The sequence below is a fragment of the Serratia sp. CY55921 genome, from assembly GCF_052167655.1.
In the GTDB taxonomy this organism is placed as follows: Bacteria; Pseudomonadota; Gammaproteobacteria; order Enterobacterales; family Enterobacteriaceae; genus Serratia; species Serratia ureilytica.
Window position 1 is genome coordinate 1,971,542 of the sequence record NZ_JBJNMU010000001.1, and the last position, 19,588, is coordinate 1,991,129.

The 19,588-nt window shown below is 61.2% G+C and carries 15 protein-coding genes; 7 read left to right on the top strand and 8 right to left on the bottom strand.

Annotation, left to right across the window (positions count from 1 at the left end):
* Positions 1 to 87: 87 nt before the first annotated feature.
* The 4 genes from ACJ8M3_RS09580 to lrp form a co-directional block, all read right to left on the bottom strand.
* Complete coding sequence (locus ACJ8M3_RS09580; protein ID WP_046897122.1) at positions 88 to 1,374, bottom strand: replication-associated recombination protein A; 1,287 nt, start codon at positions 1,372 to 1,374, stop codon at positions 88 to 90.
* A 67-nt stretch (positions 1,375 to 1,441) separates the two neighbouring features.
* On the bottom strand, positions 1,442 to 2,053 hold the full coding sequence (gene lolA, locus ACJ8M3_RS09585; protein WP_033642555.1) for an outer membrane lipoprotein chaperone LolA: 612 nt from the start codon (positions 2,051 to 2,053) through the stop codon (positions 1,442 to 1,444).
* Positions 2,054 to 2,251: 198 nt separating this feature from the next.
* Positions 2,252 to 5,854: a DNA translocase FtsK 4TM domain-containing protein gene (locus tag ACJ8M3_RS09590; protein WP_101453229.1), complete on the bottom strand. Its 3,603-nt coding sequence runs from the start codon at positions 5,852 to 5,854 to the stop codon at positions 2,252 to 2,254.
* A 120-nt stretch (positions 5,855 to 5,974) separates the two neighbouring features.
* On the bottom strand, positions 5,975 to 6,469 hold the full coding sequence (gene lrp / locus ACJ8M3_RS09595; RefSeq protein ID WP_004928318.1) for a leucine-responsive transcriptional regulator Lrp: 495 nt from the start codon (positions 6,467 to 6,469) through the stop codon (positions 5,975 to 5,977).
* A gap of 55 nt (positions 6,470 to 6,524) precedes the next feature.
* On the opposite strand from lrp, the gene ACJ8M3_RS09600 reads away from it, so the two are divergent.
* The 6 genes from ACJ8M3_RS09600 to infA all read left to right on the top strand — a co-directional run bounded on the left by ACJ8M3_RS09600 (position 6,525) and on the right by infA (position 12,923).
* Positions 6,525 to 6,965 (top strand): hypothetical protein, encoded by a 441-nt coding sequence (locus tag ACJ8M3_RS09600; protein ID WP_129993320.1) that lies wholly within the window; start codon positions 6,525 to 6,527, stop codon positions 6,963 to 6,965.
* Positions 6,966 to 7,123: 158 nt separating this feature from the next.
* Entirely contained in the window at positions 7,124 to 8,095 is a 972-nt protein-coding gene (gene trxB / locus ACJ8M3_RS09605) for a thioredoxin-disulfide reductase (protein WP_019454557.1), read from the top strand.
* 240 nt (positions 8,096 to 8,335) lie between these two features.
* Positions 8,336 to 10,102: a heme ABC transporter permease/ATP-binding protein CydD gene (cydD, locus tag ACJ8M3_RS09610; protein ID WP_102948074.1), complete on the top strand. Its 1,767-nt coding sequence runs from the start codon at positions 8,336 to 8,338 to the stop codon at positions 10,100 to 10,102.
* A 2-nt stretch (positions 10,103 to 10,104) separates the two neighbouring features.
* Positions 10,105 to 11,844 carry a heme ABC transporter ATP-binding protein/permease CydC gene (gene cydC / locus ACJ8M3_RS09615; protein WP_198772162.1) on the top strand — a complete coding sequence of 580 codons (1,740 nt, stop codon included), beginning with the start codon at positions 10,105 to 10,107 and terminating at the stop codon, positions 11,842 to 11,844.
* 29 nt (positions 11,845 to 11,873) lie between these two features.
* On the top strand, positions 11,874 to 12,599 hold the full coding sequence (gene aat, locus ACJ8M3_RS09620) for a leucyl/phenylalanyl-tRNA--protein transferase (protein ID WP_033650663.1): 726 nt from the start codon (positions 11,874 to 11,876) through the stop codon (positions 12,597 to 12,599).
* Positions 12,600 to 12,704: 105 nt separating this feature from the next.
* A complete protein-coding gene (gene infA / locus ACJ8M3_RS09625) occupies positions 12,705 to 12,923 on the top strand; it encodes a translation initiation factor IF-1 (RefSeq protein WP_002211347.1) in 219 nt (72 codons plus the stop codon).
* A 205-nt stretch (positions 12,924 to 13,128) separates the two neighbouring features.
* On the opposite strand, the gene clpA is transcribed toward infA, so the two are convergent.
* Together clpA and clpS are read right to left on the bottom strand one after the other, a co-directional pair.
* The gene (clpA, locus tag ACJ8M3_RS09630) at positions 13,129 to 15,408 is read right to left on the bottom strand and encodes an ATP-dependent Clp protease ATP-binding subunit ClpA (RefSeq protein WP_004928343.1); all 2,280 of its coding nucleotides are present in this window, start codon (positions 15,406 to 15,408) and stop codon (positions 13,129 to 13,131) included.
* Positions 15,409 to 15,435: 27 nt separating this feature from the next.
* A complete protein-coding gene (gene clpS / locus ACJ8M3_RS09635; protein ID WP_004928347.1) occupies positions 15,436 to 15,756 on the bottom strand; it encodes an ATP-dependent Clp protease adapter ClpS in 321 nt (106 codons plus the stop codon).
* Between the two features lie 355 nt (positions 15,757 to 16,111).
* Here clpS and cspD point away from each other — a divergent pair, with 355 nt between their 5' ends.
* The gene (cspD, locus tag ACJ8M3_RS09640) at positions 16,112 to 16,333 is read left to right on the top strand and encodes a cold shock-like protein CspD (protein WP_004928349.1); all 222 of its coding nucleotides are present in this window, start codon (positions 16,112 to 16,114) and stop codon (positions 16,331 to 16,333) included.
* 87 nt (positions 16,334 to 16,420) lie between these two features.
* Here the strand turns inward: cspD and macB are convergent, their stop codons facing one another.
* Both macB and macA read right to left on the bottom strand, forming a co-directional pair.
* Complete coding sequence (macB, locus tag ACJ8M3_RS09645) at positions 16,421 to 18,367, bottom strand: macrolide ABC transporter ATP-binding protein/permease MacB (protein ID WP_033642549.1); 1,947 nt, start codon at positions 18,365 to 18,367, stop codon at positions 16,421 to 16,423.
* On the bottom strand, positions 18,367 to 19,482 hold the full coding sequence (gene macA / locus ACJ8M3_RS09650; RefSeq protein WP_442514651.1) for a macrolide transporter subunit MacA: 1,116 nt from the start codon (positions 19,480 to 19,482) through the stop codon (positions 18,367 to 18,369). The genes macB and macA overlap by 1 nt, the downstream gene beginning before the upstream one ends.
* Between the last annotated feature and the right edge of the window lie 106 nt (positions 19,483 to 19,588).

Sequence of the window (19,588 nt, forward strand, 5' to 3'; positions counted from 1 at the left end):
TTGAAAGAAGTGTTGTTGTTCTATGCGGCTGATTTATAGCCGCATAAAAGAAGAGTGATACCCGCTAACCTTACCGCAACGGCCACGCTAGCGGTAGCGTTTTGTCGGGCTATTTTGATCCTGCTCAGCCAGCCATGCCAACTTTTCGCCGATTTTCCCTTCCAGCCCGCGCGAGGTCGGTTGGTAGTAGCGCGTGTTGGCCATTTCGGGCGGGAAGTAGTTCTCGCCGGCGGCGTAGGCGTTGGGTTCGTCGTGAGCGTAACGGTATTCCGCCCCCAGCCCCATTTCCTTCATCAGCTTGGTCGGCGCGTTGCGCAAATGCTCCGGCACGTCATAATCGGCCTGCTCTTTGGCGTCGCGCATGGCGGCCTTGAACGCGGTGTAAACCGCGTTGCTTTTCGGCGCGCAGGCCAGGTAAACAATCGCCTGCGCAATGGCGCGCTCGCCCTCCGCCGGCCCCACGCGGGTAAAACAATCCCAGGCGGCGATCGCCACCTGCATGCCGCGCGGATCGGCGTTGCCCACGTCTTCAGAGGCAATCGCCAACAGACGGCGCGCCACATAGAGCGGATCGCCGCCGGCGGTAATGATGCGCGCATACCAGTACAGCGCGGCGTCCGGCGCCGAACCACGCACCGATTTATGCAGCGCGGAAATCAGGTCGTAATAACGGTCGCCCTTGTTGTCGAAGCGCGCGCTGCGCTCGCCCGACACCTCCTTCAGCAGCTCCGGCGTCAGCACCCGTACGCCTTTGGCGTCGAGCTCCGCCATGTCCGCCATCATTTCCAGGCTGTTCAGCGCCCGGCGCGCATCGCCCCCCACCAGCTCCGACAGCAGGCGGCGCGTTTCCGCCGGCAGCTCGACGTTCTGGCCGCCAAAACCGCGCGCCTTGTCGTTCATCGCCTGATCCAGCACCTGGCCGATATCTTCGGCAGTCAGCGCCTTCAACAAATAGACGCGGGCGCGCGACAGCAGCGCCGAGTTCAGTTCGAACGACGGGTTTTCGGTAGTGGCGCCGATAAAGGTGATGGTGCCATCTTCAATGTGCGGCAGGAAGGCGTCCTGCTGACTTTTGTTGAAGCGGTGCACTTCATCGACGAACAGAATAGTGCGACGGCCGGCGTCGCGGTTTTGCCGCGCCCGCTCGATCGCCTCGCGGATCTCCTTGATCCCGGAGGTCACGGCGGAGATCCGCTCGACGTCCGCCTGACCATAACGGCCGATCAGCTCTGCCAACGTCGTCTTCCCTGTGCCCGGCGGCCCCCATAGAATCATCGAGTGCAGCTGCCCGGCCTCGATAGCGCGCGGCAGCGGCTTGCCGGCGGCCAGCAGGTGCTGCTGGCCGATATACTGCGCCAGCGTGGTCGGCCGCATACGCGCGGCCAACGGCTGGAACTCGTTCTGGGAAAAATCGAGCGACAGATTATTACTCACTTGCACCTCACTGGCGCTGGTCGTCCAGCGTCACCCCCTTCGGCGGGGTAAATTTGAATTTGGCCGGATCGGCGGTGACGTTCTGCTGGCTTTTCAGCGTATAAGCGCTGCGCTGGCCGTCCTGCTCCACCGCGGCGAAGCTGCGGATGGTGCCGCTGTTGGTCACGCTGATGGCGAACTGCTTCAGGTTGCCGCTGGCGGATTTCGGCGTCAGCTCGAAATCATCGCCCTTTTGCTTCACGTTGTACTGCTTCCAGTCGCTGGCATTGTTGCGGGTGATCAGCATAAACGGCGTATTGCCGGTGGCGTTCTTCAGCCAGGTCGCCGTCACCTGCTCAACGAACGGGTTATAGAACCACAGGGTTTGGCCATCGGAGACCAGCACGCTCTCATCGGGTGACGTCATGTGCCAGTTGAACAGGTTCGGCCGCTTCACCCACAGCTCGCCTTCACCCTGTTGCACCGCGGCCCCGTCGGCGCTGGTCACGGTTTGCGAGAAACTGGCGTGGAAACTGTTCACCTTCGCCAGGCGACTTTGCAGATCCTGTGCAGCGTCGGCCAGCACGGAGGTAGAAGCGAATCCCGAAAGCAGACAGCAGGCAACTAACAGTTTTTTCATTATTCCAGATACCTTATGAAATGCGTTAACCGCAAGGCGGCGCCGTGCGGGTCAAATCAACCCTTTACCCCGTTACTTTACCCGAAGCCGGCGAACGGCAGGTAGGCCAATGTTCCGAGAAGAAACGGGTTTACGCTTCTTTGCACAAGGGCCGCTTAAGCGGCCCTTTCTTATTGAGTTGCAATGGCTAAACGACCATCAATCGTGCCGCGGCGGCGCCAGCACCTCGCGGTTGCCGTTGTGCCCCTGCTCGCTGACAATGCCCTGCGCTTCCATCTGTTCAATGATGCGCGCGGCGCGGTTATAGCCGATGCGGAACTGGCGCTGTACGCCGGAGATGGAGGCGCGGCGTTTATCCACCACGAAATCCACCGCCTGATCAAACAGCGGATCCAGCTCTTCGTCACCGTCCATACCGCCGCCGGCACCGCCCTCGCCGTCTTCACCGCCGCTGAGAATGCCCTCTTTATATTGGGGCCGCTCGCGCGCTTTCCAATCCTTGACCACCGCGTGCACTTCCTGATCGCGCACGAATGCGCCATGTACGCGCACCGGGATCGAGGAGTTCGGCGCCAGATAAAGCATATCGCCCATGCCCAGCAAGGACTCGGCGCCCCCCTGATCGAGGATGGTGCGGGAGTCTATCTTGCTCGACACGGTAAAGGCGATACGCGTCGGGATGTTGGCCTTGATCAGGCCGGTGATCACATCCACCGACGGACGCTGGGTCGCCAGCACCAGGTGGATGCCCGCCGCACGCGCTTTTTGCGCCAGACGGGCGATCAGCTCTTCGACCTTCTTGCCGACCGTCATGATCAGATCGGCGAATTCGTCGACCATCACCACGATGTACGGCTCTTTCTCCAACACCGGCGGCGTGATGTCCATGCTGTCGGTCGGTTTCCAGAACGGATCCGGGATCGGACGCCCCATCGCTTCGGCCTGATCGACGCGTTCGTTGTAGCCGGCCAGGTTACGCACGCCCAGAGCTGACATCAGCTTATAGCGGCGTTCCATTTCGCCCACGCACCAGCGCAGCGCATTGGCGGCGTCTTTCATGTCGGTGACCACGTCGGTCAACAGGTGCGGAATGCCTTCGTAAACCGACAGTTCCAGCATTTTCGGGTCAATCATGATAAAGCGCACTTCTTTCGGCGTGGCCTTATACAGGATGCTCAGGATCATGGCGTTGACCCCGACCGATTTACCGGAGCCGGTGGTACCGGCGACCAGCAAGTGCGGCATTTTGCCCAGATCGGCCACCACCGGCTCGCCGGAGATGTCTTTACCCAATACGATGGACAGCGGCGACGGGTTGTCGCGGAAGGCCGGGCAATCCAGCACCTCGCGCAGGTATACCGTTTGCCGCTTGGCGTTCGGCAGCTCCAGACCGACATAAGGCTTACCGGGGATCACTTCCACCACGCGCACCGCCGAAGTCGACAGCGAGCGCGCCAGATCGCGCGACAGGTTGGAAATGCGCGCCGCTTTAACGCCCGGCGCCAGATCCAGCTCGAAGCGGGTGATGACCGGCCCCGGCAGGATGTCCACCACGTCGGCTTTCACGCGATAATCGGCCAGGCTGGCCTCCACCAGGCGCGCTTTCTGTTCCAGCGCGAAGGAATCGACCGGCTCCACTTCTTTCGGCGCTTCGGTCAGCAGATCCAGCGTCGGCAGAGGCGTGGTCGGTTTCTGCAGCGGCTGATCGTTGCGCATCAGGAACGGGTGAATCAAGCTGTCCATCGCCGGATGCTGCTCGGCCTGAGGTTGCTGAGGCTGCTGCACCTGCGGCTGTTGCTGCGGCTGCTGGTATTGTTGAGGCTGAGGGTGCGATTGCTGAGGTTGAGCAGCCGGCGCCGCAGGCTCAAACTGGCCGAACGGCACGTCGTCCTCTTGTTCGCTTTCCAGTTCAATGCGCTCTTCAAGCTGCGGCGACAGCGTGAACATCGGCTCGCTCGGACCATCGTCCACCAGATCCGCCATCGGCGAGAAGCTGAAAGCATTGCGGGTATCGACCGGACTGGCGGCCGGCGCCTGCGGAGCAGGCTCTTGCTGGCCATAACGCGCCTGCTGCTGCTCGGCGAATGCCTGACGCAGCGCGGCCTCTTGCCGCGCCGCTTCGTCGTCCTGCTGGTCTTCGCCGTAACGCTGGCTCTGTTGCTCGGCGAACGCTTTGCTCAGCTCAGCCTCCTGCTGAGCCTGTTCATCATCCTGCTCCGACGCGTAGCTTTCGCCGTAGCGCTGGCTTTGCTGCTCGGCGAACGCCTGGCGCAGCGCGGCTTCTTGCAGCGCCTCTTCTTCCTGCGGGTTCGCCGCCGTCAGCTGTTGAGGCTCCGCCTCTGTCTGGCGCTGTTCCTGTTCGGCCGCACGCTGCGAAGGCAGCTTGATGCCGTAGGAAGCCAGCTCACGACGGGTCGGGATGCGCACCGGGTTCGGCCGCGGCAGCTCAGGGCCGATGCCCTGCTTAACCTGCGGATTGCCGTCGCTGGTCGCCGTGAAGGCCGGCATAAAGGTCGCCGCCGCAACGCCCGCAGCAGCGGCTGCCGCCGTATCCGGCTGCGGTTTGGCGCCGGTGGCGCTGAAACCGCTCGAACTGCCGATGTCAACGCTGTCACGCTGTGCGGCGGTAAAATCAAAGGGAGAACGCGCCGGCGGCTGCGGCGCGGCCGGCTCTTGCCAGTTGCCAAGGCGCGGCTCATCGTCATCCTGATAAGGATCGACAGGACGCGTCGCCTTAGGCGCAGGCGTTTCTTCCGGGATCTCGAAGGAATACAGCGGCGGCGTAGCGTCTTGCGCCGGCGCACTTACCGGGTGCTGATTGACCGAGGCCGGCGCGGCCGGCGCCACCGTTACCGACGGCGCCTGAGCGGCGATCGGTGCAGCGACGGGCTCGTGGATCTCTGCCTTCACCGTCGGTGCAGGCGAAGCCACCGGCGCGCTGGGTGCGGCTTCTGCTTCAAGCTCGTCATCGTCGGCTCTCAGGCCGCTGAGCAACGGATCGGCGGCGTCTTCCGCCGCCGCTTTGGCGCTTTCGGTAACCGAAGGCGCGGAGAACAGCACGTCGTCATCGGCGGCCGCGGCTCCGACGGCGGTCGCGGCAACCGCTGCGGCGGCACCCTTCCCTGCCTGCTCAGGCTCGTCGTCAACGTAACGCTCGTCATCTTCGAAATAGCGCTCTTCGCGACGTGAGCGATTGGTCATCACCGTCGCAACGCCCAACACCGCCCCGCCGATCTTCTCGGCGATCACCAGCCAGGACCAGCCGGTAAACAGCGTCAACCCCGCCGCCCATACGCACAGCAGCGCCAGCGTAGCGCCGATGCCGTTGAACCACGGCAACATGGCGTTGCTCAGCAGGCTGCCGATCACGCCGCCGGAGGCGAAGTAATAGAGATCGTCAACGTTCAGCGCCGCCAACCCACAGGAGGTGAGCACTAACGCCAGGGTGCCGATCAGGCGCAGGGAAAGCGCGAAATAGTCGATGTAGTCTCTGTTGCTGCGTTGGCGATAAGCCGCCCAGCACAGGACCAGCATGATCGGCGGTATCGCGTAGGCGAGCACCCCGAAGGTGAAGAACAGCGTATCGGCCAACCAGGCCCCGACACCGCCGCCCAGATTGTGAATCGGCTCATGCCACGCGGTCTGCGACCAGCTTGGGTCAGACGGGTTGAAACTGACCAGCGCAGCCATGAGGTAAACGGCAAAAATCGCTACCACGATAAGCACAGCTTCCAGCAAACGCCGGCCACTGCTGAGTCTTTTCAGGGTAACTTCTTTATCTTCTGTATATTCCTGGCTCAAGAAAGGCTCTCCAGGTTCCTGTTAGCTGACATAGCAACAGCGCCGAGAAACTGCCCCGGCGCCGAAACTGTATGAATAAACAGGAGTGTAACCAATTTAATCAGGTTTTGCACCTGCACCTTACCGTGTTTTGATAACCAGACGGTTACTCTGTTTCACTTCTTCCATCACTACGTAGGTACGGGTGTCGTTAACCCCCGGCAAACGCAGCAAGGTTTCGCCCAGCAATTTGCGGTAAGCCGACATGTCCGGTACGCGGGTTTTCAACAGGTAGTCGAAATCGCCGGAAACCAGATGACACTCCTGAATCTCTTCAAGCTTCTGCACTGCCGAGTTGAATTGCTCAAACACATCCGGCGCGCCGCGGTTCAACGTGATCTCCACGAAAACCAGCAGGGACGCATCCAGATAATGCGGGTTCAGCAATGCGGTATAGCCATGAATGAAACCCTGGCGCTCGAGACGGCGCACGCGTTCCAAACATGGTGTAGGGGATAACCCCACGCGCTTCGAAAGCTCGACGTTCGAAATACGCCCATCCTTCTGCAGCTCATTCAGGATGTTGCGGTCGATACGGTCAAGATCTTTACCCGGGCGTTTCTTGTTGTCTGCCATTATTATTGTCTCTCTTATTTTCTTCCGTGCACTTGCCACACCCTAGCCAACGTCAATGTGTAAGGGTTCGTTCCAAGCGAAGACCCGATGCCTGTCATGTGCTTCTTCACTACCATCATTCCACGCCGCGCAGCCTGTCTGTCCAACTCCGCGCAGCGCCGGCAACGATGTTTCGGTCGAGAAAAAATCAGCAAACGCTTGCGCGCCCTGCTCCGCACTCCCGCTGCGTATCGTCGCCTTGCGGCGCAAATACGTACGATTTGCTGGTGTTACGGGGATAATTTCTTCTTCCTATGATGTTTTCGCAAATGCGCAGCGGATTGTCAAAGTAAAAGAAGCAAAATCAGAACAACGTACCGTCATGAAAAGTCTGCATCCCATTTTTGATTATGAATCGCTGGCTGATAAACCCCGGTCGGGAGCGGCGGAAGCCGCAGAGTGCGCCGTTTTTGCACGGTTGGCGATTCGCTGGCCGAATGCGGCTTTGATAAGTTAAATTTCTGCGTTCGACGACCGATTTACCGACAACGGATGCATTAATAGGCGACAACTATCATACAAATCGTTAACAACGTCGCCCGGCGCTTTTTTTACTGCGCCATTTTCCCTACAATCGGCTTCATTGTCCGCCATTGTGGAATAAAGAGGTTATTCATGGGCACGGCTAAACATAGCAAATTACTGATTCTGGGTTCCGGCCCGGCCGGTTACACCGCCGCCGTCTACGCGGCGCGCGCCAACCTGAACCCGGTGCTGATCACCGGTCTGGAACAAGGCGGCCAGCTGACCACCACCACCGAAGTGGAAAACTGGCCCGGCGACGCCGAAGGCCTGACCGGCCCGGCGTTGATGGAGCGCATGCGCGAGCACGCGGAGAAGTTCCAGACTGAAATCGTCTTCGACCACATCAACAGCGTCGATCTGCAGCAGCGTCCGTTCCGCCTGTTCGGCGACAGCGGTGAATACAGCTGCGACGCGCTGATCATCGCGACCGGCGCCTCCGCCCGCTATCTTGGCCTGCCTTCCGAAGACGCGTTCAAGGGCAAAGGCGTTTCCGCCTGCGCAACCTGCGACGGTTTCTTCTACCGCAACCAGAAAGTCGCGGTGGTCGGCGGCGGCAATACCGCCGTTGAAGAAGCGCTGTACCTGTCCAACATCGCCGCCGAGGTTCACCTGATCCACCGTCGCGACAGCTTCCGTTCGGAGAAAATCCTGATCGACCGGCTGATGGAAAAAGTGAAGAGCGGCAACATCGTGCTGCACACCGACCATACGCTGGACGAAGTGCTGGGCGATGAAATGGGCGTGACCGGCGTGCGTATCCGCAGCACCAAAGCGGAAAACGAAACCCGTGAGCTGGAACTGGCCGGCGTGTTCATCGCCATCGGCCACAGCCCGAACACCGGCATCTTCGGTGGTCAGCTGGAGCTGGAAAACGGCTACATCAAGGTGCAGTCCGGCATTCACGGCAATGCGACCCAAACCACTATCCCCGGCGTCTTCGCCGCGGGCGACGTGATGGATCACATCTACCGTCAGGCGATCACCTCCGCCGGCACCGGCTGCATGGCGGCGCTGGACGCAGAGCGTTATCTGGACGGCATCGCCGGCGCAGAAGTCTGCTAAGACGTTTTCATCATCGGCAAAAAGCGGCTCTCGAGCCGCTTTTTTTGTTTCTGGGTTCAGCAATCTCTCTCTCCCATCTGTTATAGCCATATTTGCCCGCTTTATTCTTTTCAGTCTGCCGGGTCACGAGGTAACATGAGGCCTCGCTTGTTTGTCGCCGATTGCGCCAAACACTATTATTTAACAGTACGTTAACCCAGCCCGTAACAAACGGGCGCCGGCGACGCAGACGCATATCTGATGAAAAAAACCAGACAGCAACAGTTAACCCGTTGGCTTAAAACCCAGAGTTCGTTAGCGCAGCGTTGGCTGCGCCTTTCCATGCTGTTGGGGCTGTTCAGCGGCCTGCTGATCGTGGCGCAGGCGTGGCTGCTGGCCAGCCTGCTGCACGCCCTGATCATCGAACATACCCCGCGTGAGCAACTGATCCCTTCGTTTATTTGGCTGGCCATCGCGTTCGCGCTGCGGGCGCTGCTGAGCTGGCTGCGGGAACGGGTCGGTTTTCTGTGTGGGCAGGTGATCCGCCAGCGCATGCGCCGGCAGGTGCTGGATAAGCTGCAGCAGCTCGGGCCGGCCTGGATCCAGGGCAAACCGGCGGGCAGCTGGGCCAGCATCATCGTCGAGCAGATCGAGGATATGCAGGACTATTACTCGCGCTATCTGCCGCAGATGTATCTGGCGGTGTTTATCCCGCTGCTGATCTTGATCGCCGTCTTCCCGATCAACTGGGCCGCCGGTTTGATTCTGTTGGCGACCGCGCCGCTCATCCCGCTGTTTATGGCGCTGGTGGGCATGGGGGCCGCCGACGCCAACCGCCGCAACTTTGTGGCGCTGGCGCGATTGAGCGGTAACTTCCTCGACCGCCTGCGCGGCCTGGACACCCTGCGGCTATTCGACCGCGCGCAGGCCGAAACCGCGCAGATCGCCAAATCCTCCGAAGACTTCCGCAGCCGCACCATGGAAGTGCTGCGCATGGCCTTCCTCTCCTCCGGCGTGCTGGAGTTCTTCGCGTCGATCTCCATCGCCGTAGTGGCGGTGTATTTTGGCTTTTCTTACCTCGGCGAACTCAACTTCGGCAGCTATGGCCTCGGCGTAACGCTGTTTTCCGGTTTTCTGGTGCTGATTCTGGCGCCGGAGTTCTTCCAACCGCTGCGCGATCTCGGCACCTTCTATCATGCCAAGGCGCAGGCGGTCGGCGCGGCGGAAGCGCTGGAAACCTTCCTCAGCGCCGAAGGCGAGCAGATGGGCAACGGCACGCGGAAGTTGCCCGCCGATCAATCGCTGACGCTACAGGCGAACGAATTGGAAATTCTGTCGCCGAACGGCGTGTTGCTGGCCGGGCCGCTGAGTTTCACCCTGCAACCGCAGCAGCGCGTGGCGCTGGTCGGGCTGAGCGGCGCCGGCAAAAGTTCGCTGCTCAATCTGCTGCTCGGCTTCCTGCCCTACCGTGGATCGTTGACCGTCAACGGCATCGAACTGCGTGACCTGTCCGCAGAGAACTGGAGGCAGCAGCTGAGCTGGGTCGGGCAAAACCCGCACCTGCCGGCGCAAACCTTGCGCGCCAATATCCTGCTGGGCTGCCCGCAGGCCGACGAAGCGCAGCTGCAGCAGGCGGTGGAACACGCCTACGTCAGCGAGCTGTTGCCGTATCTGCCGCAGGGGCTCGACACCGAAGTGGGCGATAACGCCGCCCGCCTGTCGGTCGGCCAGGCGCAGCGCGTGGCGGTCGCCCGGGCGCTGATCGGCCCGCGCCGCTTGCTGCTGCTCGATGAACCGGCCGCCAGCCTCGATGCCCATAGCGAACAACGGGTGATGCAGGCGTTGAATGCCGCTTCGCATCAACAAACCACCCTGCTGGTGACGCATCAGCTGGAAGATACCGAAGACTACGATCAGATTTGGGTGATGGATAACGGGCGTATCGTGCAACAGGGCGATTACGCCACCCTCAGCGCCCAACCGGGCCTGTTCGCCACTCTGATCGCCCACCGCCGCGGGGAGCTTTAATCATGCGCGTGTTGCTGCCGTTTTTGGCGTTGTATCGCCGCCATAGCCTGCTGATTAGCCTGGGCATCATTTTGGCGATCGTCACCCTGCTGGCCAGCATCGGCCTGCTGGCGCTCTCCGGCTGGTTCCTGGCCGCCTCTTCGCTGGCCGGATTGGCGGGTCTGCTGACCTTCAACTACATGCTGCCCGCCGCCGGCGTGCGCGGCGCGGCGATCTTCCGCACCGCCGGGCGCTACGCCGAGCGTGTGGTCAGCCACGACGCCACCTTCCGCGTGCTGTCGCACCTGCGGGTGTTCACCTTCAGCAAGATCCTGCCGCTGACGCCGGGCGGCATCGCCCGTTTCCGCCAGGCCGACCTGCTCAACCGCCTGGTAGCGGACGTGGACACGCTGGATCACCTTTATCTGCGGGTGATCTCGCCGCTGATCAGCGCGGCGGTGGTGATCCTGGTCGTCACTTACGGCCTGAGCTGGCTGGATCCTGCACTCGCCCTGACGCTGGGTGGCATTCTGCTGCTGCTGCTGCTGCTGGTGCCGCCGGTGTTCTATCGCGCCGGCAAACCGATCGGTGGCCAACTCACCGCGCTGCGCGGTCAATACCGCACCGACCTGACCGCCTGGCTGCAGGGGCAGGCGGAACTGGTGGTGTTCGGCGCCGTCAACGACTTCCGCAAGACGCTGAACGCCACCGAACAGCGGTGGCAACGCCGCCAGTGGCAGCAGGCCTCGCTGAGCGGCAAGGCGCAGGCGCTGATGATCCTCGCCAGCGGGCTGACGGTGACGCTGCTGCTGTGGCTGACCGCTGCGGGCATCGGCGGCGATACCCAACCCGGCGCGTTGATCGCGCTGTTTGTCTTCGCCGCGCTGGCGTCGTTCGAAGCGCTGATGCCGGTGGCCGGCGCCTTCCAGCATCTCGGTCAGGTGATCGCCTCCGCCACGCGGGTCAAACAGATCATCGATCGCCAACCGGAAGTCACCTTCCCTGCCGCCGGCCCGGCCGCTGCCGACCGGGCGCAGCTCAGCCTGCAGCAGTTGAGTTTCACCTACCCCGATCAGCCGCAGCCGGTGCTGCGCGACGTCACGCTTGAGGTGGCGGCCGGCGAACACATCGCCTTGCTCGGCCGCACCGGCTGCGGCAAGTCCACCCTGCTGCAGCTGCTGACCCGCGCCTGGCGCACCGACGGCGGCAAAATTCTGCTCAACGGCGAACCGCTGGAGGATTATGATGAAACCACGCTGCGCCGAATGACCACGGTCGTCAGCCAGCGAGTGCATATCTTCAGCGATACGCTGCGGGAAAACCTGCGGCTGGCCGCACCGGATGCCGACGACGCTCGCCTGAGTGACGTACTGCAGCAGGTGGGGCTGGGCAAATTGCTGGACAGCGACGGCGGGCTGAACGCCTGGCTCGGCGAAGGCGGCCGGCAGCTGTCCGGCGGCGAACAGCGTCGGCTGGGCATCGCCCGCGCGCTGCTGCATCCGGCCCCGCTGCTGCTGCTTGACGAACCGACCGAAGGGCTGGACGCCGAAACCGAGCAGCAGATCCTGGCGCTGCTGCGCCGGCATTGTCAGGGCAAGACGCTGATCCTGGTGACGCACCGCCTGTACGGCCTGGAACATCTCGACCGCATTTGCGTGATGGACGACGGCCGGATTGTCGAACAGGGCAATCACGCGGACCTGATGCGCCAGCAGGGCCGCTATGCCCGCTTTCGCAACCGTATCAGCAACCTGGCGCCTTAATCGGCCCGTAGAGGACGCAGAGACCCTGTATGCGCATCGTTAAGCTTTCCCCCCAGTCGCTGGCGTTTCCCTCGCCTGAGGGCGCCCTGCGCGATCCCAATGGCCTGCTGGCGATCGGCGGCGATCTCACGGCGCCGCGGCTGCTGGCGGCCTATGAGCGCGGCATCTTCCCCTGGTATTCGCCGGGAGAGGCCATCCTGTGGTGGTCGCCCGACCCGCGTGCGGTGCTGTTCCCGGCCGAGTTTCATCTTAACCGCAGCCTGAAACGCTTTCTGCGCCACGATCCGTTTCGCATCACGCTCAATCACGACTTCGCCGCGGTGATCGCCGCCTGCGCCCACCGGCCGGATGAAGGCACCTGGATCGGCCCGGAGGTGCAGCGCGCCTATCAGCATCTGCATCGCCTCGGCTACGCGCACTCGGTGGAGGTCTGGCAGGATGATCAACTGGTTGGCGGCATGTACGGCGTGGCGCAGGGCGCGTTGTTCTGCGGCGAATCGATGTTCAGCCGCGTCACCAACGCCTCAAAATGCGCATTGATGGCCTTTTGCCGCCATTTTGCCGCTTATGGCGGGGAATTGATTGACTGCCAGGTGCTGAACGCTCACACTGCCCGCCTTGGCGCGCGTGAAATTCCGCGCCGTCAATTCTTGCAGCAGCTCAGCACCCTTCAACGGCGGCCTTTGGCACCGGCGTGCTGGGAGCCGCAAGTCATATCCCCACAGCCGGTTGAACCGCCCTATCCAGTAAACTAATTGATGGAAACGGTGCAATGTTCACCGACACATCTTTACATAATGGGGGTTTTTCGGCATTATCTTGCCGGTTAAAAACTAAGGTAGTTAGACCTAGAGGATTCGATGGCCAAAGAAGACAATATTGAAATGCAGGGCACCGTTCTTGATACGCTGCCCAACACCATGTTCCGCGTTGAATTGGAAAACGGGCACGTGGTAACCGCACACATCTCCGGTAAAATGCGTAAAAACTATATCCGCATCCTGACGGGCGACAAAGTCACTGTAGAGCTGACCCCGTACGACCTGAGCAAAGGCCGCATTGTCTTCCGTAGCCGTTAATCGGCTCACCGCGCGCCACACGCTGGCGGCATCGAGGATGTAATCCCTCGGGAGCCCTTTCCGTTTACCCCCGCAGCGACGTTAAACAACGGGTTGCAGGTGCGCAGGTAAACTGAGAGGGCTCACTCGTTTCTGTTGTACGGTGAATCTCACCCATAAAAAAAGCGATGCCGAAGCATCGCTTTTTCTTTGCCTGAAGGCAGCCTTAGTGCACCGCGCCTTCGTCCGCCTTGCGCTTGGCGGCGCTGAGGAAGTGGTAAGTCAGCTGTTTCTTGTCCTTGTCCAGCTCGACCTTCACGGAACCGCCGTCCACCAGCGAACCGAACAGCAATTCGTTGGCCAACGGTTTCTTCAGGTTTTCCTGCATGACGCGCGCCATCGGACGAGCGCCCATCGCACGGTCGTAGCCCTTCACCGACAGCCAGTCGCGCGCTTCGTCGCTCACTTCCAGCGAGACGCCCTTCGCATCCAGCTGCGCCTGCAGTTCGACGATAAACTTGTCGACCACCTGCTGGATCACCTCGGTAGACAGATGGTTGAACCAGATGATGTTGTCCAGACGGTTGCGGAATTCCGGCGTAAACACCTTCTTGATCTCTTCCATCGCGTCGGTGCTGTTGTCCTGCTGCACCAGGCCGATCGACTTGCGTTCGGTTTCCCGCACACCGGCGTTGGTGGTCATCACCAGGATCACATTGCGGAAGTCCGCCTTGCGGCCGTTGTTGTCGGTCAGCGTACCGTTGTCCATCACCTGCAGCAGCAGGTTGAACACGTCCGGGTGCGCCTTCTCGATCTCATCGAGCAGCACCACCGCATGCGGATGCTTGATCACCGCATCGGTCAGCAGCCCGCCCTGATCGTAACCGACGTAGCCCGGAGGCGCGCCGATCAGACGGCTGACGGTATGCCGCTCCATGTACTCGGACATGTCGAAACGCAGCAGCTCGATATCCATCGCCTTGGCCAGCTGTACGGTGACCTCGGTTTTCCCGACCCCGGTCGGCCCGGCGAACAGGAAGGAGCCGACCGGCTTGCGCTCGTGGCCCAGACCGGCGCGGCTCATCTTGATCGCTTCCGTCAACGCTTCGATCGCCTGATCCTGGCCGAATACCAGCATCTTCAAGCGATCGCCCAGGTTTCTCAGCACGTCGCGATCGCTGGCCGACACCGTTTTCTCCGGGATGCGAGCGATACGCGCCACCACGGATTCGATATCGGCCACGTTGACGGTTTTCTTGCGCTTGCTGGCCGGCATCAACCGGCTGCGGGCGCCCGCCTCGTCGATCACGTCGATCGCCTTGTCCGGCAGATGGCGATCGTTGATGTATTTCACCGACAGCTCCACCGCGGCGCGGATCGCCTTGGCGGTATAACGCACGTCGTGGTGCGCTTCATACTTGGCCTTCAGGCCGTTGATGATCTGAACGGTCTCTTCCGCCGTCGGTTCGGTGATATCGATCTTCTGGAAACGGCGCGCCAGAGCGCGATCCTTTTCGAAGATGTTGCTGAACTCCTGGTAGGTGGTCGAGCCGATCACCCGGATCTTGCCGCTCGACAGCAGCGGTTTGATCAGGTTGGCGGCATCCACTTGCCCACCGGAAGCCGCACCGGCGCCGATGATGGTGTGAATTTCATCGATGAACAGGATGCTGTTCTGATCCTGTTCCAGCTGCTTGAGCAGCGCCTTGAAGCGTTTCTCGAAGTCGCCGCGGTATTTGGTGCCGGCCAGCAGCGAACCGATATCCAGCGAATACAGCGTGCAGTCCGCCATCACTTCCGGCACGTCGCCCTGCACGATACGCCAGGCCAGGCCTTCGGCAATGGCAGTCTTGCCCACGCCGGATTCGCCGACCAGCAGCGGGTTGTTTTTACGACGACGGCACAGCACCTGAATCGCGCGCTCCAGCTCACGATCGCGGCCGATCAGCGGATCGATGCCGCCCACACGGGCCAACTGATTGAGGTTGGTGGTGAAGTTTTCCATACGGTCTTCCCCTCCGGACTGCTCTTCGTTCACCGGGTTTTCCGCATTCGGCGCTTGGCCCGGCTCGTCTTTACGCGTGCCATGTGAAATGAAGTTCACCACGTCGAGACGGCTGACGTCGTGCTTGCGCAGCAGATAGGCCGCCTGCGATTCCTGCTCGCTGAAAATAGCCACCAACACGTTGGCGCCGGACACTTCGCTGCGGCCGGAGGATTGCACATGGAAGACCGCGCGCTGCAGCACGCGCTGGAAGCTGAGCGTCGGCTGAGTGTCGCGCTCTTCTTCGCCGGCGGGCAGCGTCGGTGTGGTTTGTTCGATGAAGGCTTCCAGCTCCTGGCGCAACGCGGCCAGATCCACCGTACATGCCTCGAGCGCTTCTCGCGCGGCAGGGTTGCTCAGCAACGCCAGCAACAGGTGCTCCACGGTCATAAACTCGTGTCTGTGCTCACGCGCCCTGGCGAAAGCCATGTTGAGACTGAGTTCCAGTTCTTGATTGAGCATAAGCACCTCCCCAATAGATTGCCTTATTCAGGCTTTTTCCAGCGTACAAAGCAACGGATGCTCGTTCTCCCTTGCGTACCGGTTCACATGGACGACTTTGGTTTCCGCCACCTCGGCGGTAAAAACACCACAGATCGCCTTGCCTTGATAGTGGACCGTGAGCATCAGTTGCGTTGCGCGTTCAATATCATAAGAAAAGAACTTTTGCAGAACGTCAATCACAAATTCCATCGGTGTGTAATCGTCGTTGTTAAGTATAACTTTATACATAGACGGCGGTTTTACCGCATCGATTTGTTTTTCTTCGGCCAAGTGTTCAAAGTTTAGCCAATCGTTGTTATTGCCCATCGCTGCTCATCTTCTCTGCTCTGCCCTCTGATATGGGGACAGGTTTCGGTTATTCAAAGTGGGGATAGTTACTATTTTATCATCTTCGGCATCGTCCCGCCGCACTGTAACGTGCGCAAAAAAACGGGCCAATTGTGACTGAATCGTGGCAATAGCGTTACCTGCTTCAAACTTTGGTGAACTGCTCCCCGCCGACAAAAGCCGATCCCTTGACGCCCCGATCATTTGCTCTAGAGTGTAAATTCGTGGCTGGTGGTCTTTTAACCACCCCTTGTCCACCCTGCTACTCGCCCACGGCGAGTGCGACATCAGTTATTCATCTCACTTAAAATAGCGTTGCGAGGGATGTAAAAGCATGGAGACGGGTACTGTTAAATGGTTTAACAACGCCAAAGGTTTTGGCTTCATCTGCCCAGCCGGCGGCGGCGAAGATATTTTCGCGCATTATTCCACAATCAAGATGGATGGTTACAGAACGTTGAAGGCGGGCCAGCAGGTCAGCTTTGACGTGCATCAAGGGCCCAAAGGCAACCATGCCAGTCTTATTGTGCCAGTGGAAAGCGAGGCGCTGTCCTAAACGCTTCCGGCAGCGTCGCGCTGCACTGACTCTGACTGCGATAAAAATGCCAGCCGCCGTGTGACTGGCATTTTTTATGCCTGTGACTTACTCGCGTGCCAGCGCATCGATCGGATTCAGCCGCGCGGCATTGCGCGCCGGCAGATAGCCGAACACCACGCCGATGCCGGTGGAACAGAGGAACGCACTCAGCAACGCCGCCGGCGGGAAACTGATCTGCCAACCCGGCAACACCAGCTGCACCGCCAAACCGATAGCGAACGACAACGTAATCCCCAGCGCCCCCCCCACCAGGCAAACCAATACCGCCTCGATCAGAAACTGCTGCAACACATCGCCGGAACGCGCGCCCACCGCCATGCGGATGCCGATCTCACGCGTGCGCTCGGTCACCGACACCAGCATGATGTTCATCACGCCGATGCCGCCCACCACCAGCGAAATCACCGCCACCAGCGTCAGGAACAGCTGCAGCGTGCGAGTGGTTTTCTCCGCAGTTTGCACCAGGCTGTCCATGTTATAGGTGAAGAAATCCTTCTTGCCGTGGCGCAACGTCAGCAGACGCGACAGCTGTTGTTCCGCTTCCTTGCTGTCGTAGCCGTCGCGGATGCGCACGGTGATCGAATCGAAATAGCTGTTGCCCATCAGCCGGTTGGCCATGGTGCTGTATGGCACCCACACGTTCAGCGTCTTGCTGCTGCCGAACATCGACTGCTTCTCTTTAGCCACGCCGACCACCGTCGCCGGCATGTTGCCCACCAGGATCACCTCGCCCACCACGTTTTTTTGGTGCGGGAACAGCCGCCGTTGGGTATTGGCGTCGATCACCACCGTCTGCGCCTGTGACTGCACCTGCATCGGGTCGATGCCGACGCCCTGGGTAAAGCTCATGCCGTACACGCGGAAGAACTGCTCGCTGACGCCGTTGACGTTGGCCGCCGCGTCGACGTTGCCCAGCCGCAGCCGCATGCTGCTGCTGATGCTCGGCGACAGCGCGCTGATGTACGGCTGTTCGCGCAGCGCGTCGAGATCGCCGTATTTCAACGATTGCCGGTAGGTCGGATCGTCGTCGCCGAAGTCCTTGCCGGGGTAGATATCGACGGTGTTGGTGCCGATCGATTTGATGTCCGCCAGCACCATCTGCTTGGCGGCGTCACCGATCACCAGGATCGATACCACCGAGGCGATGCCGATAATGATGCCGAGCATGGTCAGCGCGGTGCGCATCTTGTTGGCCGCCATCGCGCGCCAGGCCATGACCAGCGCTTCGCGAAAGCGGCCGCCCATCTGCCGCCAGGAAGGCGCCGCGGCGGCCAGCGTCAGCGGCTTGGCCTGGGCATCCTCCGACGGCGCCGGACGGGAATCGGCGATGATTTCGCCGTCGCGGATCTCGATGATCCGTTCAGCCTGACGCGCCACCGCCGGATCGTGAGTCACCAGGATCACCGTGTGGCCCTGGGCGCACAACTGTTTGAGGATCGCCATCACCTCTTCGCCGGAATGGCTGTCGAGCGCGCCGGTCGGCTCATCCGCCAGGATCACCTGCCCGCCGTTCATCAGCGCGCGGGCGATACTGACGCGCTGCTGCTGGCCGCCGGAAAGCTGGCTCGGCCGATAGTTGACGCGCTCCCCCAGCCCCAGACGGCGCAACAGCGCCTCCGCCCGTTCGCGCCGCGCCGCTTTGCCCAGCCCGGCGTACACCGCCGGCACCTCGACGTTATGCGCCGCGCTCAGGTGCGGCAGCAGATGATAACGCTGAAAGATAAAGCCGAAATGCTCGCGCCGCAGCTGCGCCAGCGCATCGTCGCTCAGCGTCGCCACGTCCTGGCCGGCCACCCGATAGACGCCGGCGCTCGGCTTGTCCAGGCAGCCGAGAATGTTCATCAGCGTCGATTTGCCGGAGCCGGAAGCCCCCATGATCGCCACCATTTCACCGGCGTCGATGCTCAGACTGATCCCCTTCAGCACCTCCACCGTCTGCTCGCCGGAACGGTAGCTGCGGCGGATGCCGTTCAGCTGCAACAGCGCCGCCATCAGCCGGCCTCCACGCCGCCGCGGCTGACGATCACCTCATCGCCCGCCTCGAGCCCGCTGAGGATCTGCACATCGATATTGTTGCGCAGGCCGATGGCCACCTCACGCTTCTCTTCCTTGCCCTGTTTCAGCACCGAAACGTGGTAGCGATTGTCGGCGATCTGATCGCCCAGCGCCGCCAGCGGGATCACCAGCGCCTGCTGGACGCCGGCCAGTTGAATGTGCACCTGCGCCGTCATTTGCAAGCGCAGCAGCCTTTCCGGGTTGGGCACTTCGAAACGCGCGTAATAGAAGATGGCGTTGTTGACCTTTTCCGGCGTCGGCTGAATGTCTTTCAGCACGCCGTCGAAGCGCCGGGTCGGATCGCCCAGCACCGTGAACCAGGCCTTCTGACCCGGCTTGAGGTTAATGACGTCGGCCTCCGAGACCTGCGCCTTCACCAGCATGGTGCCGAGATCCGCCAGCGTCAGAATGTTCGGCGCCTGTTGCGCCGCGATCACCGTCTGGCCCTGCAGCGTGGTGATCTGCACCACGTCGCCATCCATCGGCGCTTCGATGCGGGTATAGGCCAAATTGATCTTGGCGGTATCCAGGCTGGCCTGGTTGCGGGCGATCTGCGCATTGATGGTGCCTACCTGCGCCTTCTTCACCGCCAGCTGCGTCGCCGCCTGATCCAGATCCTGACGCGATACCGCCTGCAGTTTGGCCAGCGCCTGGTTGCGCTGCAGCGTAACCGCCGCCAGCTGCTGTTCCGCCTGCGCCTGCAGCAGCTGCGCATGCAGCTCGCGCAGCGTCGCCTCGCCTTCACGGATGCTGTTCTGCGCCTGTTGCGGATCGATAACCCCCAGCAACTGACCTTTTTTCACCTTGTCGCCGATCTCGACATACAGCTTTTCCAACTGCCCGCTGACCTGCGCGCCGACGTCAACCTTGCGCACTGCGTCCAGCTGGCCGGTCGCCAACACGTTCTGCTGCAGATCGCGCTTGGTGACCTTTACCGTTTTGAAATCGGTCGGCGCCGGATGGCGGAAGTGCCAAACGGCCGCCGCGGCAATCGCCGCAATCACCGACAGTGCGAGTATCCAGCGGCGTTTATGTCCTTTAAACCCTGTCAAAATTGACCTGCCTGTGCTTGTGAATATCGACCGCCCATTGCGGCGGCGGAGCTAAATTAGCACGCACCGTAGGGAATAACTAAACCTTAGCTCAACACAATGTGGA